This window comes from Staphylococcus sp. GDY8P45P, assembly GCF_017892745.1.
GTDB lineage: Bacteria > Bacillota > Bacilli > Staphylococcales > Staphylococcaceae > Staphylococcus > Staphylococcus cohnii.
Window position 1 is genome coordinate 351 of record NZ_JAESLS010000004.1, and the last position, 24,331, is coordinate 24,681.

20 protein-coding genes are annotated in these 24,331 nt (G+C 32.1%); 13 read left to right on the forward strand and 7 right to left on the reverse strand.

Annotated elements, in window-relative coordinates:
- From KA873_RS00340 to KA873_RS00355, 4 genes are all read left to right on the forward strand, one after another.
- Positions 1–1,062: YPDG domain-containing protein (locus KA873_RS00340; protein ID WP_210140102.1), on the forward strand; the 1,062-nt coding region annotated here is incomplete at its 5' end.
- A 318-nt stretch (positions 1,063–1,380) separates the two neighbouring features.
- Complete coding sequence (locus KA873_RS00345) at positions 1,381–2,904, forward strand: poly-gamma-glutamate hydrolase family protein (RefSeq protein ID WP_245337671.1); 1,524 nt, start codon at positions 1,381–1,383, stop codon at positions 2,902–2,904.
- A gap of 385 nt (positions 2,905–3,289) precedes the next feature.
- Positions 3,290–4,357, forward strand: coding sequence for an acyltransferase family protein (locus KA873_RS00350; protein WP_210140104.1), 1,068 nt, complete (start codon positions 3,290–3,292; stop codon positions 4,355–4,357).
- 15 nt (positions 4,358–4,372) lie between these two features.
- Positions 4,373–6,247: a glycosyltransferase family 2 protein gene (locus tag KA873_RS00355; protein ID WP_210140105.1), complete on the forward strand. Its 1,875-nt coding sequence runs from the start codon at positions 4,373–4,375 to the stop codon at positions 6,245–6,247.
- 98 nt (positions 6,248–6,345) lie between these two features.
- Here KA873_RS00355 and KA873_RS00360 read toward each other — a convergent pair whose 3' ends face one another.
- A complete protein-coding gene (locus KA873_RS00360) occupies positions 6,346–7,431 on the reverse strand; it encodes an acyltransferase (RefSeq protein WP_204170783.1) in 1,086 nt (361 codons plus the stop codon).
- A 392-nt stretch (positions 7,432–7,823) separates the two neighbouring features.
- On the opposite strand from KA873_RS00360, the gene abc-f reads away from it, so the two are divergent.
- Complete coding sequence (abc-f, locus tag KA873_RS00365; protein WP_107523592.1) at positions 7,824–9,440, forward strand: ribosomal protection-like ABC-F family protein; 1,617 nt, start codon at positions 7,824–7,826, stop codon at positions 9,438–9,440.
- 236 nt (positions 9,441–9,676) lie between these two features.
- Entirely contained in the window at positions 9,677–10,558 is an 882-nt protein-coding gene (locus KA873_RS00370) for a mechanosensitive ion channel family protein (RefSeq protein WP_040030475.1), read from the forward strand.
- 101 nt (positions 10,559–10,659) lie between these two features.
- On the opposite strand, the gene KA873_RS00375 is transcribed toward KA873_RS00370, so the two are convergent.
- Positions 10,660–11,394 carry an NAD-dependent protein deacylase gene (locus KA873_RS00375; protein ID WP_210140106.1) on the reverse strand — a complete coding sequence of 245 codons (735 nt, stop codon included), beginning with the start codon at positions 11,392–11,394 and terminating at the stop codon, positions 10,660–10,662.
- Positions 11,395–11,697: 303 nt separating this feature from the next.
- Here KA873_RS00375 and KA873_RS13715 point away from each other — a divergent pair, with 303 nt between their 5' ends.
- The 5 genes from KA873_RS13715 to KA873_RS00400 all read left to right on the forward strand — a co-directional run bounded on the left by KA873_RS13715 (position 11,698) and on the right by KA873_RS00400 (position 15,930).
- Positions 11,698–12,561, forward strand: coding sequence for a MurR/RpiR family transcriptional regulator (locus KA873_RS13715; RefSeq protein ID WP_233644310.1), 864 nt, complete (start codon positions 11,698–11,700; stop codon positions 12,559–12,561).
- A 14-nt stretch (positions 12,562–12,575) separates the two neighbouring features.
- Positions 12,576–12,875, forward strand: coding sequence for a PTS sugar transporter subunit IIB (locus KA873_RS00385; protein WP_046206886.1), 300 nt, complete (start codon positions 12,576–12,578; stop codon positions 12,873–12,875).
- A 36-nt stretch (positions 12,876–12,911) separates the two neighbouring features.
- Positions 12,912–14,207 carry a PTS sugar transporter subunit IIC gene (locus tag KA873_RS00390; RefSeq protein WP_210140107.1) on the forward strand — a complete coding sequence of 432 codons (1,296 nt, stop codon included), beginning with the start codon at positions 12,912–12,914 and terminating at the stop codon, positions 14,205–14,207.
- 18 nt (positions 14,208–14,225) lie between these two features.
- Complete coding sequence (locus tag KA873_RS00395) at positions 14,226–14,546, forward strand: PTS lactose/cellobiose transporter subunit IIA (protein WP_107523595.1); 321 nt, start codon at positions 14,226–14,228, stop codon at positions 14,544–14,546.
- Between the two features lie 295 nt (positions 14,547–14,841).
- Positions 14,842–15,930 (forward strand): DUF871 domain-containing protein, encoded by a 1,089-nt coding sequence (locus tag KA873_RS00400; protein ID WP_210140108.1) that lies wholly within the window; start codon positions 14,842–14,844, stop codon positions 15,928–15,930.
- Between the two features lie 361 nt (positions 15,931–16,291).
- Here the strand turns inward: KA873_RS00400 and gtfB are convergent, their stop codons facing one another.
- The 4 genes from gtfB to KA873_RS13680 all read right to left on the reverse strand — a co-directional run bounded on the left by gtfB (position 16,292) and on the right by KA873_RS13680 (position 22,716).
- On the reverse strand, positions 16,292–17,614 hold the full coding sequence (gene gtfB / locus KA873_RS00405) for an accessory Sec system glycosylation chaperone GtfB (protein WP_071562373.1): 1,323 nt from the start codon (positions 17,612–17,614) through the stop codon (positions 16,292–16,294).
- Entirely contained in the window at positions 17,607–19,115 is a 1,509-nt protein-coding gene (gene gtfA / locus KA873_RS00410) for an accessory Sec system glycosyltransferase GtfA (RefSeq protein ID WP_210140109.1), read from the reverse strand. The genes gtfB and gtfA overlap by 8 nt, the downstream gene beginning before the upstream one ends.
- Positions 19,116–19,159: 44 nt before the next feature.
- Complete coding sequence (locus tag KA873_RS00415; protein WP_071562372.1) at positions 19,160–19,348, reverse strand: hypothetical protein; 189 nt, start codon at positions 19,346–19,348, stop codon at positions 19,160–19,162.
- A gap of 110 nt (positions 19,349–19,458) precedes the next feature.
- Positions 19,459–22,716, reverse strand: coding sequence for a YSIRK-type signal peptide-containing protein (locus KA873_RS13680; protein WP_210140110.1), 3,258 nt, complete (start codon positions 22,714–22,716; stop codon positions 19,459–19,461).
- 298 nt (positions 22,717–23,014) lie between these two features.
- On the opposite strand from KA873_RS13680, the gene KA873_RS00425 reads away from it, so the two are divergent.
- Positions 23,015–23,185 (forward strand): hypothetical protein, encoded by a 171-nt coding sequence (locus tag KA873_RS00425; RefSeq protein ID WP_174890063.1) that lies wholly within the window; start codon positions 23,015–23,017, stop codon positions 23,183–23,185.
- 186 nt (positions 23,186–23,371) lie between these two features.
- Here KA873_RS00425 and KA873_RS00430 read toward each other — a convergent pair whose 3' ends face one another.
- On the reverse strand, positions 23,372–23,467 hold the full coding sequence (locus tag KA873_RS00430) for a type I toxin-antitoxin system Fst family toxin (protein WP_108902200.1): 96 nt from the start codon (positions 23,465–23,467) through the stop codon (positions 23,372–23,374).
- 338 nt (positions 23,468–23,805) lie between these two features.
- On the opposite strand from KA873_RS00430, the gene KA873_RS00435 reads away from it, so the two are divergent.
- Complete coding sequence (locus tag KA873_RS00435) at positions 23,806–24,039, forward strand: YrhK family protein (protein WP_187345541.1); 234 nt, start codon at positions 23,806–23,808, stop codon at positions 24,037–24,039.
- The last annotated feature ends 292 nt before the right edge of the window (positions 24,040–24,331 follow it).

A 24,331-nucleotide genomic window follows, 5' to 3' on the forward strand; every position in this document is an offset into this window, starting at 1 on the left:
CCTGTAACAGTAGGAGAAGAAACACAAGCAAATACAAATAACCCTGGTTATGATAATGTTACGGTAAAACCTGGAGAGACAATCAAAGTTTCACAAACAGGTGATAATACAATGCCGGACGGTTCTAAATATGAAATTGATACTACAAAGATTCCTTCAGGATGGGAAGTAACTGTAGATCATAATACTGGTGAATTGACTGTGAAACCGTCTAAAGATGCAGTGCCAGGAACATCTGTAATTATCCCGGTAACAGTAACATATCCTGATGGTTCTACAGAAGAAGTGTCAACAACAGTTACGGTAGGTGACGTTATTGATATTCCAGCACCAACAGTTAATCCAGTAGATGATAATGATACTGTGGTAACTGGATCAAATGGTACACCTGGAAATACAATTGTGGTTACATTCCCAGATGGTAGCACTTCAGAAGGAAAAGTGGATGAAAATGGTAATTGGACTGTTGATATTCCGAAAGAAGTAGATTTAAATAAAGGCGATGTAATTACTGCTGTTGAAAAAGATAAAGATGGTAAAGTATCTACTCCAACAAATGTTGTTATAGGAGAAAATTGCGATAATCCATCAGATGATAATAATGCAGGAGATGGAGAAGGAAATAATCCATCAGATGATAATAATGCAGGAGATGGAGAAGGAAATGATCCATCAGATGACAATAATGCAGGAGATGGAGAAGGAAATAATCCATCAAATGACAATAATGCAGGAGATGGAGAAGGAAATAATCCATCAGATGGCGATAATTCAGTTGAAGAAGATAAAAATGGTTTAACTGATAATAATGTAGCTGCTGGTTCAAATAATATTGAATCTAATAATAAAAATGATCAAACAGAATCAAACAGTCAAATTTCAAAATTAAATGGAGATAATAGTACTTCAAAAAATAATAACAATCAAGGTAATAGTGAAGATAAAGCTTTACCTGAAACTGGGGAAACTGATAATAAACAAACTACTATCTTTGGAGCATTGTTTGCAGGATTAGGATCATTATTATTATTCAGAAGACGCAATAAAAAAGAAGAAAATTAAGAGGTATTATGAAAGCTAGGCAATTTGCCTAGCTTTTTTCTTTATAAAAGGTACAGATATATTAACTTTTTCTTCGAGTTAATGAAACATTAGTATTATTGATATTATACATAGATTAACAATTTATTAATGAGCAGTATTAAATGTTCTAATTTCTTAAATTTTAATAACTTAATGTCATAGTACAACAAATGAAATATATGCAAGTATTTATTTTGCTTTGTAAAATAACAGTTAAACATTAATTTAATTATTGTATTTGAAAAAATATTGTGTATTATTGAAATTATAGAAAACATTAAGGGGAAAAGAATGAAAATGAAAACGAATATACGTACTTTTTCTAGTAAGAAGTTAGTGTTAGGGATTGTAACGACTGCTATTGGGATTAGCACGATTGCTTTAGTGAGTGAAAATGCACATGCAAGTACTTCAACAGTAAAATCACAAAAGGTAACGAAAACAACAAAACCTGTGCCTGCGACAACTAAACCATCTACAACGGTGAAAACAGTAAAACCTGTAATGGTAAAAACATCGACGACTAAAGCTACTACAAATGTAACGACTAAAAAACCACAAGCAATAGTAAAACCCACAGCTCAAAAAGCACCAGTGACGAAGAAGTCAATACCTGTAAAAAAACCAGTCAGCAAAGCTATTTCAACAACGACGATTAAAGCGCCTGTTGCGTCCAAACCAGCGACGCCAACAATGAAGAAACCAAGCACAGTGACAAAGGTATCGACACCAACAACGATAAAGAAATCCAACAAAACAACAAAGGCACAGACTTCAACGGCGGTGAAAAAATCCAACACAACAACAAAAGCACCTACCTCAACAATGGTGAAGAAACCAAGCTCAACAATAAAGACCTCGGCAATATCAACAAAAACAGCGACAAAGACACAAACAACTCCAGTAAAGATACCGAGTAAATCAACGATGACCCAGACACCAATTAAGACTCCAAGTACATCGATGTCGCCGTCTACAAAACCAAACGCATCATCGACAGTGCCTACAACATCTGCACCAGTGCAACCGGGTACAATAATCAAAGCACCAGTCAAAACAAATGAAGAACTCCAAAGCATAGTAACTCCGAAACTCGAAAATACCAACGTTCAAGATATGACATTGCAGTCTCAAGAAACAGTAAAACCAACTACAGAAACAGGGACAAATACACAAAATGCAACGCGTAAACAGGATTACTATAAATCTATGACAGAATTATATAATGATACGAAAGAAGGTATAGACTGGAAGAAAGATACGCGAGATGTTGGGAAATCAGTGTTGATCGTGGCACCACATGGCGGAAATATTGAACAAGGTACTTCAGAATTAACAAAATTAGTGGCGAACAATGGTGATTTTGATTATTTTTCATTTGAAGCGATACGTCCATCTAATAATACACAATTGCATGTCACATCTACAAATTATGATGATGCAACTTTGCATGACATGATTCAAGACCGAACGGCTACAATTTCAATTCATGGTGCTCAAGGAGAAGAACAGCTCGTATACTTAGGTGGTTATCAATCACCCCTTAGAGATGCTATTCAAAGTCAACTTGAACATAAAGGGTTTGTAGTGAAGATACCGCCAGAATACCTTGGTGGACTGAGTAATGCCAATTTTATCAATAAAGTAGAGGAAAGCACAGGTGTTCAATTAGAGTTAACGACTGCTTTAAGAAAAGCATTTTTCAAAGATGGAGACGCTAGCACAGCGTCACGTAAAAAAATAGAAAATTGGACTACCACAATGTATGACTTTGCCGAAGCACTCAATGATGCAATCAAGCAAGTCTATCCAGAAAATTAAGTATACGAAAGTGAATAAATTGATAAAGTAGCACGTTTCAAGTTTTTAATTTTAATAAGTATATTTCTTTTAATAAGGTAAGGACCTCAATGCGTATGTATACGTATTGGGGTTTTTTGTATATTTAGTAAGATTCATTGATGAGTAGTCTAAGGGAAGTCTAAATCTTTTGATATTCTGCAGAAAAACACTAATTGTAATCAAATATATATTTATAAAATTGTATAAGGATATAGAATGTAGCGTTATTATAGATTTCAAAAACAAAGAAATGTTTGAATTCAAAAAAACATTGTAATATAATTCACGTTATTTCATGTTAAAAACGTATTTTAAGTTTGCGAAAATTTACATATACATAGATAATCTAAAGAGGAGCGCAATTATGAAAGTATATACATCAATTATTTTTTGGATGAGAGCAATTGCTTGTCTAAGTATTGTGATGATTCATACAATTACTACAACATTTTATAAATTTGAAATGCCTAATGATGGCTATTTATTAAGGACTTTTCAATTACTATTATTATACGCAACACCAATGTTTGTTTTTATTTCTGAGTTTTTATTAGCCAAACAGTATAAGACGCAGGTTAAAGAAGGTTTCGTGAAACAGAAAGTGCTGACATTAGGAATTCCATATATCATCATTAACCTAGGTTTAGCTTATGTCTACGGGCAGCCTAGTAATTTAACGGAATACCTAGATTCTGTTCAATTTATGATGTTTCATGGTGGCACGCTAACGTATTTCATTGTTATTATTTTTCAATTTTATGCTTTACATATGCTATTCGCGAAACACTTAGTAAAACTTAACCCATTAAAATTAATCGCATATTCGTTAATCGTTACGACTTTATTTTGGGCTATGAGAACGTTTGTCGATGCACCTGAAGTTTGGTATTTAAATTGGTTATGGCAACGAGAAGGTTGGATGATTTTCATAGGTTGGCTTAGTTATTTCTTGCTAGGTTTTTATATGGGTTATTATTACGAAGCACTGATGTCCAATATACAAAAATATACGAAATACATTGTGTTAGGAACTACAATTGTGATAGTTATAACGTTAATCAATTATTTATCGGGCTGGCTAACACTAGTGGATTCTAAGCGTATTGACACACCAATTTATGTAACTATGATGATTTTAATCTTCTTTTTAATATCATCTTACGTTAAATATGTACCGAAATTTTTCATCTTAATAAGCAATTATTCTTTTTCAATATACTTAATTCATTACTTTATTGTTCATAGGTTAGGGACATTGCACGATCATCCTATATTCAATATACTATTCACATTTACGCTGACAATTACGTTCTCAATGTGTATTGCTTATGTGTTTAACCAGTTCAAACTAGGTAAATATGTAGTGGGAGGCATCGGGAATGTTAAGTATGACAAGTTTTATCAAAGTTATAAAAACAACCTAGTAGATTAAAAAGGGGAGAATTGAATGAATAAATTAGTCTCGGTTATTATATCGGTCTATAATAAGGAACCATTCTTAAAAAAATGCATTGAATCTTTAATCAATTTAAATATGGAACACTCAAAATTAGAGGCGATTTTTGTCGATGATTGTTCTACAGATCGCTCGGTAGCAATGATTGAAAGTTATGCTAGTCAGTATGATTTTATAAAATTAATTCAGCTACCAACGAATACAGGTAGTCCTTCAGAACCAAGAAATATAGGTATTAAAGAGGCGAAGGGTAAATATATCGCCTTATTGGATGCAGATGACTGGTTAGATACAGAAGGATTTCCTAGGTTTATGGAGAAAGTAAATGCAGATGATGCAGAGTTAGGCTTAGGACAAACTTTCAAACATACAAATAAAAGCATTACGTATCATGCTAGATTCACAGCATATAAAGATGCATCAAATCTGATGCCACAAGATATTGAAAAAATTTTTCGAGCAGTAGGGCCACCGGGCAAAGTATTCAAACGCGATATTGTAATTAATAATCAGATTCAATTTGAACATATGAAATTTGGTGAGGACAAATTATTTTTCATTGATCTTATTTCTAAGATTCAAAATATTACAATGTCTACGATACCTGCTTATCATGTGAATAGATACGATGAGAATCAATCACTTGTGAAAGAGACTTCAGTGGTAGATAAAGCTTATTTGAATGTGAATATAACCAAGCGCATTTGTAATATGGATATATCTGAATCTCTGAAAAAGATGATGTTATCTAGAATGGTGGAAGTAGACTTTTTTAGAAGGTTGTTACATACAAAAACGTTTTTAAAATCTGATGATAAGCAAACTTTCTATGCTATTTTTGACGAAGTAGAACATATACTAAATGAATCTGGTTATCATATGAAGGAATTTATTAATAATAAAAAATTCATAGCTATGTATACTTTATACCATCAAGAAGATAAAGAACCCTTTTTAAACCTTACAGAAGCACTTGTTTATGGTTATTGGCATTATTATATAAATAAAGATGCGATTTACATGGAAATTGATGGTAATTATGATGTTTTAGAACCCACACCTGTGCGTTGTTATCCAGTGTATGAAGGGACGCAAATGCTAAATGGTGAATTATATGAAGTGATTAAAGTATTGAAACCGGAAAATATACAAATCAATGGTGTAAAATTAGTTGAAATTAATAACTCAGCGAACGCGTATCATGTTGATTATATGTATAAAGATAAAAACATTTATATTCATCAGCAACAATTTAAACAAGCGAAAGAGATAGATGTTAACCTCGGTGTCGAATTTGGTGAAATGAATGATATCGCCTTGGTTTACGCTTCTTACCCAAGTAATAATGAAATTTATAAAATGAAACGACAAAGCTTTAAGTTAGAGTTCGTCAATAAATTGAGAGAAAAATACAAAGGGAAATATTTCTTAACGGCTTCAGAACCATTGATGACGCTTAAAAAAACAAATGTATATCGTGACATTGAATTTAAAGAACAAATCGTGAGCTTAAATCCAGGTACGAAAGTGGTGCCGACAGACGTTCAGTTCACATCGAATGGTACACCTAGATTAATTCTTGAAGACGGTAGTGTGATCACTGCTAATAAAGATTTTGTAACACAGATTAACATGGATGACCATCACAAATATATTACAGAGGTTCCTAGTGAGGTTAAAATTAAAAAAGTTTGTAAGTTGTATAACTCTAGAACATTTAAAAATGAACCACTAGAAACACTTAAAGTTGGAGATACGATTAACATAGCTAATATTGCCTATACTAATAAATCAACACCACGATTAGTCACACAAGAAGGAAATTACTTAACAGCAAACAAAGATTTTATTGAAGTAATATCGTAATATTGAAGTAATGAATATATTTAAGAGGCTACTAAATAACCGAAAGTATTGGTTTATAGTAGCCTCTTTGTTATAAAAAATTATTGGAATTAGTTAAGTTAATGCGTTGCCTCACGAATAAAATATTTAGTTTGATTACTTACGATTTTGGACTTTTTAGGCACTGGAACGATATAGTTTCCATTCGGTATTTTAATAAGCAAATTAATGATTATTACAGATATAGTAACTATAATAATAAATAAAATACCGTATAATAAAAAGCTATCCCTATTATCAAAAATTGGTATTTTCATTACAATCCATTTTACTAAAGGATGTACTAAATAAATTCCCATAGAGTAATTACCGATTAAAGTTAGTATTTTCATGATTGATTTACTTTTTCTGATAAGAAGGTAAAAATAAATTAAAAATGCTAAGAAAAACGGTGTATATAGTAAAAACATTGGATGGGATGATGTTACGAAATGATCTAAATCAATAAATATTAAAAATGAAATAAAAACGACTACAATAGAAGGTAATAATAAGGTTTTATATTTTCTAATACCCATGTTTATCTCCTCGTAATATCTTGCGAATACAATCCCTAAAATAAAATAAGAAATCCAATTGAAAATAAACGCTCTACTCATAACAAAAGTACCTATGACCGGTATATCAATTGAAAATTGTTCGTAGTTCAATTGCCAGAATATAGTGAGTATTGTAGAGAAAACGTATGTTAGCAGTAATGGTAAGCCTTTTTTAATTTTTTGTAAGACTGGAAATAAAATATAAAACTGAAGAACGGTTAATATAAAATATAAATGGTAATTTCCAGTTCCAAATAAATAATATCCTATAAAGTTTTTATTACTATCTAGGTTTACCTCAACAACGCCTAAGTAGTATAAATAGACAGTTGTCCAAATTATGTATGGTACAAATATTTTAGTAAATCGTGATTTTACAAAATAGTTTAAATCAAAACCGCGTTTCAAGACAGAATGTGTTAATAAAAAGGCACTAATAACTGCAAAAACAGGAGTGCCGAGCCGACCAATCTGGCTAAGATACCCTGCAATAATTGTCATACTAAGACTGTTTTCGTTATTTATGTATGAAACAGATAGATGAACACATACAATAAATAGCGTTGCAATAGACCTAATAATAGGTATTTCTTCAATATACTTCAAAATACTCCCCCCAAAAGATTGAAATTACACACATCCATTTATTATATAGCATACTGTTTGTTTAATCTAGAAGTAAAAATAGTGAAAATTTAAAATTAAATGATTAATATTAATGATATTTCTATTACGATTGAGTATTCATATTAATAAGTGATATAAATGAATCTTTAAAAAATAAACAAAATATTGTAAAATGTTTATTGATTATATAAAAGGAGGTGTCGTAATGTTTCTTATAGCGCAAAGTTGCAGATTTTTACAAATCGTTCGCAACAAATTTTCAGGATTAACTTCAAAATTGGTGAAGTCTGTCTTTTTTGAAATTAATCAACAGTCTATAAGGAACTGACACCTGAATTTTGCTTCCTTATAGACGATATGGAGGAAGTAAAATGAATATATTAAACGCATCTAACATTTCTAAAAGATTTATTGAAGAAACTTTATTCGATGATATTAAAATTACTCTTAACGCTGGAGATACTATTGGTTTAGTAGGTAGAAATGGAGAAGGTAAGACTACCTTATTGAATTTATTATCTGGTATAGAAAAACCATCATCAGGCGTAATCAGTTGGAAGAAAAATTTAAAGATTGGTTATTTAAACCAAATACCTGAATACGAATCACATCAAAACATTTATCAATGTTTGCAATCTGTGTTTCAAACTTTAAATCGTATATCAGACCAACTTGAAGTGATTGAAGAAAAAATGAGTCATGAAACGGAAAATATAGATAATTTAATGTCTCGGTATGGCGAATTACAGTCATATTATGAAGCGCATGATGGTTATGAAATAGATGCTAAAATACGTAGAGTAGCTAATGGTTTAAATATAGAACATTTGCTCGAATCAAAATGGGGAGATTTATCTGGTGGAGAACGTACAAAAGTAGGTATTGCGCAAATATTGATTAAACCCACAGATTTATTACTTTTAGATGAGCCGACGAATCACCTTGATTTTAGTTCTATCGAATGGTTAGCTAACTATATTGAGAATTACGAAGGCGCTACAGTAATTGTTTCGCATGATCGATATTTTTTAGATGAAACAGTACAGCAAATTATAGAAATAGATCAGAAGCAACTTTATAGTTATAATGGCAATTATTCATATTTTGTTGAAGAGAGAGAAAAAAGGTTACTAGTTGAATTTGAAGCTTATAAAACACAACAAAAGAAAATTAAAAAAATGAAAGAATCCATTAAGCAATTAAAATTATGGGCGAGCCAAGCAAAACCACCCAACGCTGCAATGTACCGTCGGGCTAAAAGTATGGAAAAAGCCTTAAATCGTATCAAGCGTTTGGAAAAGCCAACGATAGATTCACAAAAAATGAACATAGTGCTCGAAGAAGGTAAACGTGTTTCAAACAAAGTCATTGAAATGGAAAATGTGGCTAAAGCATATGATTCTTTATTATTTGAAAATGTGGATATGTTGATTAGAAGAGGTGAGCATGTTGCTATTATTGGTGACAATGGAACAGGTAAATCAACCCTTTTAAAAATGATTTTAGGACAAGTTTCTGTAGATGAAGGTTCAATTAAAACTGCAAACAATTTAAAAATTGGATATCTTTCTCAGCATGAGTTTGAGGAAGTTGAAAATGATACTATATTAAATATTTTTCGAGAAAAGGTGGATGTAACAGAAGGTCAGGCTAGACATATGTTAGCTAACTTTATGTTTTATGGCAAAGACGTTTTTAAAAAAGTTAATGATTTAAGTGGTGGAGAAAGAATCAGGCTTAGATGGGCGCAACTAGTAAATAGTGATTATAATTTACTAGTTTTAGATGAACCAACGAACCATTTAGATATAGATGCAAAAGAAACAATTGAAGAAGCTTTATTGGATTATGAAGGTACCATCATTACTGTGTCACATGATAGATACTTTCTTAATAAGCTATTTAGCGTCACTTATTTGTTGAAAAATAAAAATTTTGAAAAGTTTCATGGAAATTATAACTATGTTAAAAATAAAGGTTTTCTATAATTTATATACACACAAAATAAAGCAGGATAGCGGATGTCTATCCTGCTTTTAGACTGCATATTGAAATAAAAGTGTCACTTTAAGTTAAAGTGAGTTGTTCAAAACCTTTAAGGGTTTAGATAACATTTAAAGTATGATAACTTTTGTAATGGGAAAAGCAATTTCTTAATAAATCACTACTATTTGATGTATTGTAACGCAATCGTATAGCGAGCTAAGAATGGGGGAAATACAATATGAATCAATTGAAGCAATTTTTTATGAAGTTGATTGAACCACTAACACAGGTTGAATTTTATCAATCACTTTTAGTTAATATATTAATTATTGTGGCATATATTTTGATAGGTATTATTGTGATTACCATTGCGAAGAAATTAGTGACTAAATTTTTCAAAGCAAATGCAAAGAAAAAAACACATTATAAAATTAAACGAAGTGAGACGTTATCTACACTTGTTCAAAATCTAATTAGTTATGTTGTATGGTTTATCGTACTCACATCTATACTTTCACGCTTTGGGATAAGCGTATCGGCAATTTTAGCCGGTGCTGGTGTGGTCGGTCTAGCGGTCGGCTTCGGTGCACAAACAATTGTCAAAGATATCATAACCGGTTTCTTTATTATATTTGAAGGACAATTTGACGTGAGTGATTATGTGCAAATTAATGCGTCTGGTGTGACGATTGCAGAGGGTACAGTTAAAACAATTGGTTTAAGATCAACACGCATACAATCAGATACAGGTGAAATATATACTTTACCCAATGGAACAATAAGTGAAATTGTAAACTACTCTGCAACAGATGTATCACCACTTGTGATGATACCCGTTTCACCATCAGAAGATTATGAAATGATTGAGAAAAAATTATTAGACTTTTTACCAACACTCAAAGATAAATATGACATGTTCGTTGCAGCACCTGATTTATTAGGGTTAGACAGTATCGACGGCAATCAAATGATTATTAAATTATTAGTACATGTAAAGCCAGGTATGCATTTTCCAGGTCAGAGATTATTGCGTAAAGAAGTTTTACATTACCTTAATAAAGAAGGTATTTCTATGCCAAAACCAACGCTGGCTAAATTTGAAGAACCAGTAATTGAATAATATTGAAATTATAAAAAGAGAAAGCGTATCTACATGCATAATACATGTAGATACGCTTTTTATTTTTTAAATGATACGCGCATACTCATTTATTTGGAAATTTACGATGTTGCACACAGTTCATTAATGACTGAAACCATGTCATCGTGTATTACTAAATTTGCATCACTATCATAAGGTGTAGGGTCCCTGTTAATAATAACTAAGTTTTGACCCTCAAAGTTTGATATAAGACCGGCGGCAGGCTGAACGACCAGTGAAGAACCTAAAACAACTAGGGTGTCAGCTGATTTGATTTTATGTAGAGCATCAAATATCGTGTCTTGATTTAGCATTTCTCCATAAAGTACGATGTCTGGTCTGATTGCACTACCACAAGTTTCACAATAGCGTAGGTTATGATGAATAACGTATTGTTTAGAATATTTTTGCTCACAGTTAATACAATAAAATCGGTTTAGTGTACCATGTAGTTCATCTGTGTGTGAACTCCCGGCATCTGAATGTAGGCCGTCAATGTTTTGAGTGATGACACCCAATGATTGTTGATGCTGTTCAAGTTGAGCAATCCACTGATGAACGATATTTGGCTTTTTGTCAGCAAAGAGTAAATAATCATGACAAAAATTAATAAAGCCCTCTGGATCATTTTGGAAATACGCTTCACTTAATAAATACTCAGGTGAGTAACCATTTTTTGAAATTTCCTCATATAAACCACCAATAGAACGAAAGTCAGGAATACCACTTGCAACAGATATACCTGCTCCTGTGAAAAATGTAATGCTATTAGAAGTATCAATGATATTTTTTAATAATTCAATGTTACGTTTCATGAAATCACTCCGTTAAAATATTTAACACTTAAAGAAATGTTGAAATTTCCAATATTATATTCAAATCAATTTTAAAATGAAGTATTGATTTTAGCAAATTCAGCATAGTGAGTATATCTAACTTGCAAGGTTTCTTGGAACTTTCGATATATTGAAAAAAGAAAGGTGATAATAAATGATTAAATCTTCAGAGCGCAGTAAGCAATATTTCAGTAAGTGTCATTTTACAAACAAAATATAATTTGACACACGAAATAATATTTTGTAAATTTTAGCTAAGATGAAACAATATTTTGAAAAGAGGTGATAGCTATTCGCAATATTTTAATATTATTGGAATCATCATTAGCGACTTTGAATCCATCGGAATATAGAGTGGCACAGTATATCATCGATTATCCGCATGAAACGATCAACAGTTCAATACAACATTTAGCACACCTAACAAATGTCAGCGAAGCGACGATTGTTAGGTTATCTAAAAAAATTAAATGTAAGGGCTTTCAAGATTTGAAGATGGAAATTGCTATGGCGTTAAATAGCAACAATGAAATTGAATATGATTATGAAGAACTCAATATTAATGATTCCAATGAAAGCGTGATAAACAGTATTTCTCAAAGTAATGCTAAATCTATAAGAAATACAGCTCAAATTTTATCACCAGTAGCGTTAGAACAAGCGGCTTTAATGATACATCAGGCTAGAAAAATTTGTGTGTTTGGTATTGGTGCTTCGTCAATTATTGCAGAAGATTTAAAGCAAAAGCTTACACGCATCGATAAGTGGTGTGAGATTGGTAAGAGCTATGATGAACAAGCAACATTGAGTGCCAATGTAACAAAGGATGATATTGTTATTGCTATTTCTAACACTGGCCAAACAGAAGATATTTTGCAGTCATTAGCGTTAGCGCATAAAGCGGGTGCTCAAATTATTTCCATAACTAAATATAGCAATAATGATGTGGCAGACTTAGCCAATATTAACTTATTTTATAGCTCTTCAGAAAAGCCAGTGAGAAGTGCAGCTATGAGTTCACGTATAGCCATGCTCAATGTCATAGATATTTTATTTGTATCATTAGCCAGTAGGGATTATGAAAGACATACGAAATTATTAGAACGTACACGGCAAGCAGTTAAAGTTAAAAAAAGAAAATACTGAAAGGGTGTTGTTTTATGAAAGTAATAATGGTTTGTTCAGGTGGTATGTCTAGTTCTATGATTGTGGATGCTGTGAAGAAAGAAGCGGCAAAAGAAAATTTTGATTTGGAAATTGTAGCAGTTGGAACCGAAGCATTTGAAAATGAAATTGCTGATTACGACTTAGGTTTAGTAGCGCCTCAAGTTAGACATCGATTAGATAAATTTAAAAAAGTCGGTGAAGCAGTTAATAAACCTGTAGATGTCATAGATCCAATGGGCTATACACCCATTGGCGCACCTAAAATTTTAAAGCAAATAAAAACGTATGTATAATTACTAAATTAAATAAGTAAACAGAGGGTGTATGTTATGCAGAAATTTTTGAAATGGATTGAAAAGGTATTGATGCCACCCATGGCCAAAGCTTCTGAACAACGACATTTGACTTCTATTCGTGATGGTATTATCGCAACACTACCACTTATCATTGTTGGATCGTTCTTTACTTTATTTGCGTCTCCACCCATACCAGCTTTAGAAAAATTGGTAGAACCACATGCTGAGAAGATAATGGTCGCTAATAGAATGACGTTGGGCTTGATGGCAGTTTACGCTGCATTTTCAATGGGCTACAGCTTAGCAAAATCATATAAAATGGATGGCCAAGCAGGAGGGTTACTTTCACTAGCCACATTCTTAATGATGACGTTACCGCTCAACTTAGATGATAAATTACCTAAAAGTGACGCTGTTGGTTATGTGTTGCCTATGGCGGATTTAGGTGGTTCCGGCTTGTTTGTAGCAATCATTTCCATGATATTTGCTGTTGAGATGATGCGGCTCGTAGTGAAGTCAGGATTTACGATTAAAATGCCGGATCAAGTTCCGGGTTCTGTTGCGCGTTCGTTTGAATCTTTGGTACCTGCAATCGTCATTATCGTTATTTCTTGGTTTGTAAGAGTGATATTAAACATAGATTTAAACGCCATTATTAATAAAATCTTTGAACCTTTAGGCAATTTTGCTGGTGACAGTTTATTAGGCGCTTTAATCCCTGTGTTTTTCATTGTACTTTTATGGTCAGCAGGTATACATGGTGTGGCAGTAATGGGTGCAGTATTCCAACCTATTTGGTTTTCTTTATTAGACCAAAATATTGATGCTAAGGCTGCTGGGGAACCATTACCACATATTATTGTTGAACCATTTTTCCAGTGGTTTGTATGGATAGGCGGTGCAGGGGCGACGCTGAGTTTGTGTATATTGATGATATTTTCTAAGTCTGAATATTTGAAGAAGGTAGGACGTTTTTCCATTATACCGAGCATATTTAACATCAATGAACCACTTATATTTGGTGCGCCATTAGTTATGAATCCGATTCTTGCTTTACCATTTATAGGCATTCCATTAATTCTGACTACGATTACTTATTTTGTATTTAAGTTAGGTTTGATAGCTAAAATTACGATACTGGCGCCATGGACATTACCGGGGCCTTTGGGGGCATTATTTGCAACAAATGGTGACTGGAGAGCACTAGTGTTAGTCGTATTTAATCTTTTAGTAGCAGTAATCATATACTATCCGTTCTTTAAAATGTATGAACGTAAAATGTTAGAGCAAGAACAAGGCACTACAAATGATGCTTTAAACGACGATTAATTGAGATGGGGAGATTTGATGACTGAACAAAACGAGCAAATTATTTTTGAAATTATTTCACATGGCGGTAATGCGAAAAGTTTAGCATATGAAGCTTTGGATGCAGCTACAGCATTTAATTTTGAAGAAGCGAATGAACTGATGGCACTGTCGAAGCAAGAAATGAGTAAGGCACATAATATACAAACAGAGTTAATACAGTCTGAAATAAATGGTGACAAAGTACAAACCTCGTTATTGATGATACATGCACAAGATCATTTAATGACAGCGATTAGCGAAAAAAATTTAATTGAAAAAATGATTGAGTTATATCAAAAATTAGAAGAGAAGTGTTAATATGATGCGATTGATTTATTTAATAGTATTATTTTTACTCATATTTTGCTTTTATAAAATAGCCCATTTTATAGTCAATAAGTTTCAATTTAATAGATGGTTGTTGCTTATAGCTATACCATTTATAGTTGTTATACCTGTATTCATATTTGAAAATATTAACTTGTTTGGCTGGGGTATAATATTACTTTTATTAATATTTACGAGTATCCTCTTTTTTGAAAAATCTCGTGTATTGATTGAACATCGTCAAATGCGTGGCATTATATATCATTCAAATAAGGAGTAAAGATATATGCATAATTTAGGAATTTCAGTTTATCCGACACAATCTGATTTAGTAGAAATGTGTGGCTATATTGAAATGAGTGCAAAATTCGGATTTAAGCGCATCTTCACAAATTTACTTTCAGTTAAAAGTGACGAAGAAGCGGTTTTTAATAAATTTAAGTCAGTGGTGAAAGTTGCTAAAGAGAATGATATGACAGTGATTGCGGATATTAACCATAAAGTTTTTGAAGCATTGAATTTAAAGCGTGATGATTTGTCCTTTTTTAAAACGCTAGGTGTATCAGGAATACGCGTTGATGCAGGATTTTCAGCTCAAGAAATAGCACAACTGAGTTATAACAAACAGAATATGTATGTAGAGTTAAACATCAGTGTAAGTGATACATTTATTGAAGATGTGTTAAGTTATCAACCTAATTTAGACAAACTTGTAGGTTGTCATAATTTTTATCCTCAAACCTATACTGGTTTATCATATCAACATTTTGTAAATACGAGTGAAGCTTATAAAAGAAATAATGTTCACACTGCAGCTTTTGTTACTTCACAAGAGGCAACAGTTGGACCTTGGATGATTATGGAAGGGTTACCTACATTAGAAAGTCATAGAAATTTACCTATAGCAGTACAAGTTAAGCATTTATTAATGACGAATTTAGTAGATGATTTTATTATTGGTAACGCATTTGCTTCTGAATCTGAGCTACAATCACTTTCAGAAATTAATTTAGCAATGCCTAGTTTTGATGTTTATTTAAATAACGATATTACTGAATTAGATGAAACCATTGTGACAGAGGAATTTCATTTCAATCGGGGTGATATTTCAGATTATGTTATAAGGTCAACGATGAGTCGTGTCCACTATAAAAATGAGTCATTCCCACCCAATAATACAGTACAAATTAAAAAGGGTGATATTGTGATTTGTAATGAACAATATGGTCACTACAAAGGGGAGCTGCAAATCGCATTACAAGATATGGAAAATCAAGGTTATAAAAATGTTATCGGACATGTCAAAAAAGAAGAACATTTCTTATTAAATTTATTAAAACCATGGCAGTCATTTGAATTAAAAGTGATATCATAATCTTTGTTTTATAGTGCGTGACTTCTTGATATTTTAAGTATTAGTAGAAAGATTATCAAAGAAGTGTGGCTAAAGTAAAGGCACTTTCGTTGAATTCATTTTAAATGGATCATACGAAAGTGTTTTTCTATGCACAGCGTTTCTAATCCAATAAAAATAAATGTACCAAACAAATTAGACTAAAGCATATAAGAAACTTTTGTGGGATATTAAAATTATTCAATTTCCACTTTAGAATCTAGCCGATAAATCAGTTTTATATCTCAAAAGAAAACCACTCGTTTTAAGAGTGGTTTTGATTTATATCATTAAAACTTCTGATAACATGGGTTATGTTAATCAGAGATATAAGGAAAAATAATTAATTTACTGATTCAATAAACGTTGTTTTATCAATTGCATTGGCTTGTTGTAATTGTAATTCTAAGTAATTATCGAATGTATCTTTGTGTTGCGTAATTTCCTCTAAGGTACTGATTAGCGTATCAGGATGCGCTACATCGAATAAATGAGTTGGTGCTGTTATTACTTTATTGTGCGCAGTGGCATCATAACCTAAAATTAATAATTTGTAGTCAAAGGCTGCCCTAACTGCATCTAATATTTCGTTACCTTTATTAACATCTAAATAGATATCGCATTTTTTATAAAGTGCTTTAAATTCAGACTTCTTGGCGTTTGGATATAATTTAACATTGGCATATTTATTTAAGTTCATTAACACCTTAGACATTTCAGTCATAGCTGCAATATGAAAATCTAATTGTGGATGAGCTTGTACAATTTGTTCTAAATGAGGTATTTGATCTGAATTAGTTAGTGTTAGCACTTGGTTAGAATAATTATTAGACTTCAGGAATTTATATACATATCCAGATTTATATATTCTGTCTTTCCATTTATCACTAATGGATGATTTAAGTTGTTCGTAGGCTTCATCGCTCGGCACAATAATACTGAATGATCTATGTTCTTTAGATAATATATTTTCGATATGACGAATAATATCGCTCGTTATATCACCTTGCCAATAAAAATAATCATTGCTAGACTCACTTAAACCATTCATCACTGCAGCAGGCACTGAAAATGAGTTGATTAAAAATTGTTCGGATTCTAACCCTGCAACTTGAATATAGAAATTAACAAATTGTATTTTCGAATGGAAGAAGTATTCTTTGCCTTGCCAATTCAAAATAACATCATTTGTGATGAAGTTCTCAACCATAAATACTTGGCCTTTAGCGTTAAAGTAGCGTTTTAATATTCTTTTATGGGTATTAGGATCCAATACTACTTGTGCATAACTGTATCCATATTTATTATAATAATCAATGTAATGCGTATGTCCTTGTATATTTAACCACTCAATACGTTCTACAATTCTATGTTTATAATTCTTTTTATAAATAATTCTCGCTTTAATATCTCCTGTATCTTTAATTACAGCATCGTTATTATTGCCTTCAATCAACCAAAATCTCGGCGTTTTAACTTGGTTAAAAAATAATGGTTTAACTGGCAAATTTTCATTTTCCGCAAAGAATTCATATGGTGTTTTAATATCTGCAGGAAGAAAGCCATCAGTTTCAATAACGATCGTTTGTCTATTCATACCAGAAAATTTAAATGAATTATAAAGGACTATTGTTTGTTTATCGAAAGCTTCAAATAAATTAATCATAAAGCACCTCTTCAATTAAATGATTCCATTGGATTTTTACAGCATCTTGTGTAAATTGTTCAGCAACTTTATAAGATGCCTCATGGAGATCATTTGTATCATTTTCAAAAAAACGAATTATAGCTTCAGCAATTTTTCCTACTATTTCAGACTCTGATTCTTCTTTTAATGTAATAGGTATGAGATAGCCATTTTCTTTGTCCTTAATAAAAGTCGGATTTCCATAATTAACATCAAAACCAATAAGTCCTAATCCTGAGCCAATCGCTTCCATCAATGTTAATCCAAAACCTTCGCTCGTTGATCCTGATAGAAACAATTCATAATTTTTATATACTTGATTTAAATTTACATGACCATGCAATGTAATATAACTTTCTGCGTTGTTTTCACGAATAAGATTAAGCAATGCCTGTTTTTGAGCTCCTTCTCCATATATATCAAATGTTGTTTCAGGTCTTTGTTGTTTCGCAATTGCGACTGCTTTAACTAACCAATCCACACGTTTTTCAGCTGCTAATCTTGAAGCAGTAATAATAGAATACGGCTTTCTGTTTAAAGAAGGTTGTGTTAAATTTTTTAAATTGCCTACAGGAATTGTATATATATTAGGCTTGATATTATTATATTTTTCAAATTGCTCTGTCAGCAGTTTATTTTGGATTTCTGTTGCTGTGACAAAGAAATCAATTTCCTGCGCATTAGTGAATACATATTCATAATGATTATTCCAAAGTATATAATCGTCGTTCGTTGTTGATGCATTATAGTGTTCTGCATGAATCACTACACCTAATTTAGCTTGATTTTTATTTTCTATCATAACTTGACCAATATCTTTTGAGCGATCTAATAAAATCATATCTTCCTGTGACAACTGAAGTTTTTCCATGAAATATGCAATAAAACTTTGCTTCGAATATAGTATTCTATCTTTAAAGACAAACATACTATTATCACCATTTACATATTCGTTGTATGCTGTAGAACCGTCTTCATTGTAAAAGACTCTCATATATAATTTAGCTATATTATCTTCAGGGGCGTAATACTCCGAAAAGACACGTACATAGGAATAATAATCTTTGCGTAGTAGCTTCCCTCTTGATACATATTCTACTCTATCAACAATATCGCTATCTTCGTTTTTCAAATGACACACGATATAATTACTGTTTTTATTAAAGAAATATTTTTTGATTTTTCCTTCATCTTCTGTTTTAGTGATGTCGTCATTGAGTGATTGAATAATCTCATCTAATTTAACACTTGAAGGTGCTATTTTTATATCTGTGAAAAATTGGTATAACCATACCACTTCATCATCATTAAATCCTAAATTTTTTGTTAAGGTTTGTATGTTTTCAGTTTTTATAAATTCTAAAAACACGAACTTTAATGTTTCTGCTCTTCCTCTTAAAGCTTGAGCTCTGTATAGTTGCGCATACTCTACACCACTACTCGCCCAGCCAATGCCATAGTTCATGTTATATATCGTCATGTATTACACCTCAATAACTAAAGTTAAAATCATAATTTTACTTATCAAACAAACAATTTCACTATGCTAAAAATCATAAAGGTCAATATAATAAACGTGCCCAAAAACTTAAGTGTCAGAAATTCTTTTTTTACTTTTTGTTGATCTTTTTCAGCATCATATTCATTTAATTCTTCTTCAATTTGTTTGTTTATTTGATCTAATTCTTCTTTTTCATTTATATTTTCACTCATATTATTACACTTCCTATAACTATAGAAATATTTATTAACTTATTATAACAAAATAAGCCAAGGAGAATATCCTCAGCTGTATTTTGTATTGATATTCAAATCAAATGTTATTAATTATTTTCAGTTCCTTTTTTACGACGTCTTCTCAGTAGTGACAAACCACCTAGTCCAAGAATACCCGCTAACAATCCGTTTTTCGTTTTATCCTCCCCTGTATTTGGTAACTCTGAATCTTTATCTTTTTCATTTTGGTTCGCTTCATTCTCAGAATCTGAATCATTTGATGATTCTAATGTGTTTGTAGAATCAAATGAATTATTTGAATCAGATGAAATCATTGATTCGCTTTCTACTTCGCTCAATGACTCACTTTCACTTAGTGACTCGGATGTGCGTAATGATTCACTTTCACTTAGTGACTCGGATGTGCGTAATGATTCACTTTCACTTAGTGACTCGGATGTGCGTAATGATTCACTTTCACTTAGTGATTCAGACGTACTTAATGACTCGCTTTCGCTTAGTGACTCGGATGTACTCAATGATTCGCTCTCACTGATTGATTCAGACGTGCTTAACGATTCACTTTCACTTAGTGATTCGGACGTACTCAACGACTCGCTTTCGCTAATTGATTCGGATGTGCTCAATGACTCACTTTCACTGATTGATTCTGATTCGCTTAATGACTCACTCTCGCTTAGTGACTCTGATGTGCTCAACGACTCGCTCTCACTGATCGATTCGGACGTACTTAAAGATTCGCTTTCGCTGATTGATTCTGACTCGCTCAATGATTCACTTTCGCTTAGTGACTCTGATTCACTTAATGACTCGCTCTCGCTTAGTGACTCTGATGTGCTTAATGACTCACTCTCACTGATTGACTCGGAAGTACTTAATGATTCGCTCTCACTGATTGACTCGGAAGTACTTAATGATTCGCTCTCACTGATCGACTCTGATGTACTCAACGACTCGCTTTCGCTAATGGATTCAGAAGTGCTTAGTGATTCACTTTCGCTAATGGATTCAGACGTGCTTAATGATTCACTCTCACTGATGGACTCGGATGTACTCAATGACTCGCTCTCGCTTAGTGATACGGACTCACTTAATGACTCGCTCTCGCTAATAGATTCGGAAGTGCTCAATGATTCGCTCTCACTAAGTGATTCTGATTCGCTTTCACTGATCGATTCAGACGTGCTCAACGATTCACTTTCACTGATTGATTCTGATTCGCTCAATGACTCGCTCTCACTGATTGATTCGGACGTACTTAACGATTCACTTTCACTGATAGACTCGGATGTGCTTAGTGATTCTGAAGTACTTAATGATTCACTTTCACTAATTGATTCAGAAGTGCTTAGTGATTCATTTTCGCTGATGGATTCTGACGTACTTAATGATTCACTCTCGCTGATGGATTCAGATGTACTTAACGATTCACTCTCGCTAATGGACTCAGAAGTGCTTAGTGATTCGCTCTCGCTTAGTGATGCTGACTCAGAAGCAGCTGTACTAACAGTTAAAGAAGCTACATTAGATTCTTGGACTTTTCCTCCTATATTTACAAGAACTTGATACTGACTATTATTTAAATTTACACCAACATTATTTATTATTAAATCTTTATTAGTCGAAATAAGTTCTTGGCGTTTACCTTCATTCCAACGGTACCATTGGTAAGTCACTTTTTGTTCATTATTATCTGGTATTAAGCTTGGAGAAATAGTAAAAGTAGCATCTTCACCTACTTCAACAGTTTGATCAGAAATTATATCTCCAACTTTAATTGATATAGAATTTTCTACAGTAGAACCGTCTGAATTTGTTAAAACTGCTTTTACAATAACTGTTCCTTTCAAATTATTATTATTTATGGTTATTAGTCCTGATTGGTTAATTGTTGCTAAACTATTATCATTTACTGACCAATTTACTGTACCTGTAGCGTTTTTAGGATTTGTTTCATAACCTAAACCCCAATAAGAATCATTAACTAAAGTATTAGGGTTATTAGTAATTGTTATTTTATTAGCTTGTACTTGTTGCTGAACCACACTCACTGCGAAAACATTTGAACCATATGTTTTTGCTGAACCTAAAAAGGGCTTATTTCTAACTACTAGTTGGAAATAATAATCTCCTACATTAGTTAAAGTATAATCTAAATCTTTTTTAGTTTGTCCACTAATTGAAGTCCATTGATTATTTCGATACATATACCACTGATAACTTGTATTGTCTAAATTTATAAGTCCAGGTATTCTAAAATCGGCATGTGCTTTGGCTTTTTCACCATTAATAATTGTTTTTCTTTCTGGATTAATATCAGTTGTTAAACCAGGTCTTCCAAATAGACCCAAAAAACCACCATAATACTTATCAGATACTCCGTGATAAGGATTTGGAGGTACCGCTTGTGCGGCTTTAATAGTTTGATTCTCTTTTAATTTAGAATATTTAGTTTCTGATAAGTCTTCTTGGGGGGTGATTGATGTGTGTTCTACATCATCTTTCTGTGTTTCCTCGTCCTTTTTTTGTGGTGCTGTAGTTTCTGATAAATCTTCTTGGGGGGTGATTGATGTGTGTTTTACATCATCTTTCTGTGTTTCCTCGTCTTTTTTCTGTGGTGTTGTAGTTTCTGATAAATCTTCTTGGGGAGTGATTGATGTGTGTTCTACATCATCTTTCTGTGTTTCCTCGTCTTTTTTCTGTGGTGTTGTAGTTTCTGATAAATCTTCTTGGGGGGTGATTGATGTGTGTTCTACATCATCTTTCTGTGTTTCCTCGTCTTTTTTCTGTGGTGTTGTAGTTTCTGATAAATCTTCTTGAGGGGTGATTGATGTGTGATCTACATCATCTTTCTGTGTTTCCTCGTCCTTTTTTTGTGGTGCTGTAGTTTCTGATAAATCTTCTTGAGGGGTGATTGATGTGTGATTTACATCATCTTTCTGTATTTCCTCGCCCTTTTTTTGTGGTGCTGTAGTTTCTGATAAGTCTTCTTGAGAGTTGGTTGATGCGTAATCTACATCATCTTTCTGTATTTCCTCGTCCTTTTTCTGTGGTGCTGTAGTTTCTGATAAGTCTTCTTGAGAGTTGGTTGATGCGTAATCTACATCATCTTTCTGTGTTTCCTCGTCCTTTTTTTGTGGTGTTGTAGTTTCTGATAAATCTTCTTGAGAGTTGGTTGATGTGTGATCTACATCATCTTTTTCTGTACTTTTATTACTTATTAATTCACTAGCTTTTGCTTCATGAGTAGTTATTGCTGTAAAAATTGTGAAACCTAATAATATTGAACCTGTTCCCATTGAAAATTTTCTAATTGAAAATCTTTGTTTTCTATCCCTTTTCATTCGCTACCTCTTCCCATTATATAATATATAGTTTCATAAAATATTATACGGTACTAATTAATGTAAGTATACATTAATTAATTTATTTTTTTATCTTATCATTATTAATTAATACACAGATTAAAATATTATTACTCTTTATAAAACTAGGTTATATTATCGAAAGTAAAGAGAGAATCATTAAGTTATTTAAGATGATTATATATATTTGATGAATTTATAGACATACCTATTGATTTTATAGAGGAACCTGAACAATTAAAAATTTAAAAAACATTCTGAACATGGTAGTGCATCTGTGGCTTTAAATAGTTCTTTAAATTATTTAGGTAGTGCGATTGGTGCTGCATTAGGCGGTTTATTACTTGCGCAAGGGGTTTCTACTTATATATTAATTTATAGTGCATTTACTGTAGTTGTTTTAGGTATTATTATTCAATCAATAAATATTGTTATTGATAAAAATTAAAATATTAGTATTTAACTGCTATTTAGTAGTTAAATACTTTCTTTTTAGATGAAACTAACATTTTGCATTCTTTTGCATTCCTCCACGCTATGATGTTATAATACACTTAACAAGGAAACTAGCATGGATACACCAATCCCCTCACTACTCGCAATAGTGAGGGGATTTTTTGGTGTGGCTAGTCGCCTATTTATCATCGCGCTTGCGTAGCCAACGCGTAAATAACGCGATAATACAACCACTGATGACTGTGACCGTGATCTGAACAAGGATTTCTAGCATAGATTAACACCTCCTCTCTACGTCAATTAGACGCCTGAGAGATAGGCGACGTCATTATTATATCATCTGAATTACTAATCATACCCTTCAATATCACCGTTTTCAGCACGTAAATGTATGTGTGATTCTTCTTGTTTCGAACTTTCTTTAATTTCTTTTAGTTTTTTCTCGAAAGCATGGTAGTTAAGTAAAACTATTTTATCTTGTTTCAAACAACTGTCATAATAATGTAAAATACATTATTAATTAAATTTTGAAAATTATTAATGAGGTGGTAATGAATTATGAAACGGATATCAAAACTAGGCTCTAACAATCAACATGAAGTAGATTTACAAATGAGACATGTGACTATTAAAATCAGTGCTATATATAAATTATTCTATCAATTAAATGATCTTTTATTAGGCATCATATTTTTGATTGGTAGTTTTTTCTTTTTTAACGAGAGCACAACTTTTTACGGCACAATATTATTTGTAATAGGTAGTATTCAAATGTTGATACGTCCTATTATTTCTATAATACATGATATACATATTAATAAAGTAATGGAAAATGAGAAAGAGTGAATATGATAGTTATTTAGATTTAAAGAATTTATGATGATAATCAAAAAATGATGTGAGCATACTTGTATTTCGTGTTTGGCAAGATGAATATCTAAAAAGGACGCTCCTTGAGAATATTGATTAAAAGAAATTGCGGAGTTATATCATCAAGGAAGTGGCACAAAAATGAAGCAGAAAAATTAATTTTTAGAACATCAAAAAATTTAATTGAACAAAAAGATTATAGATCACGGACTTCAAACATTAGAAGAAAAAGTTAAATTGCTGGAAAACGATTAAGTGAATCGGAGAA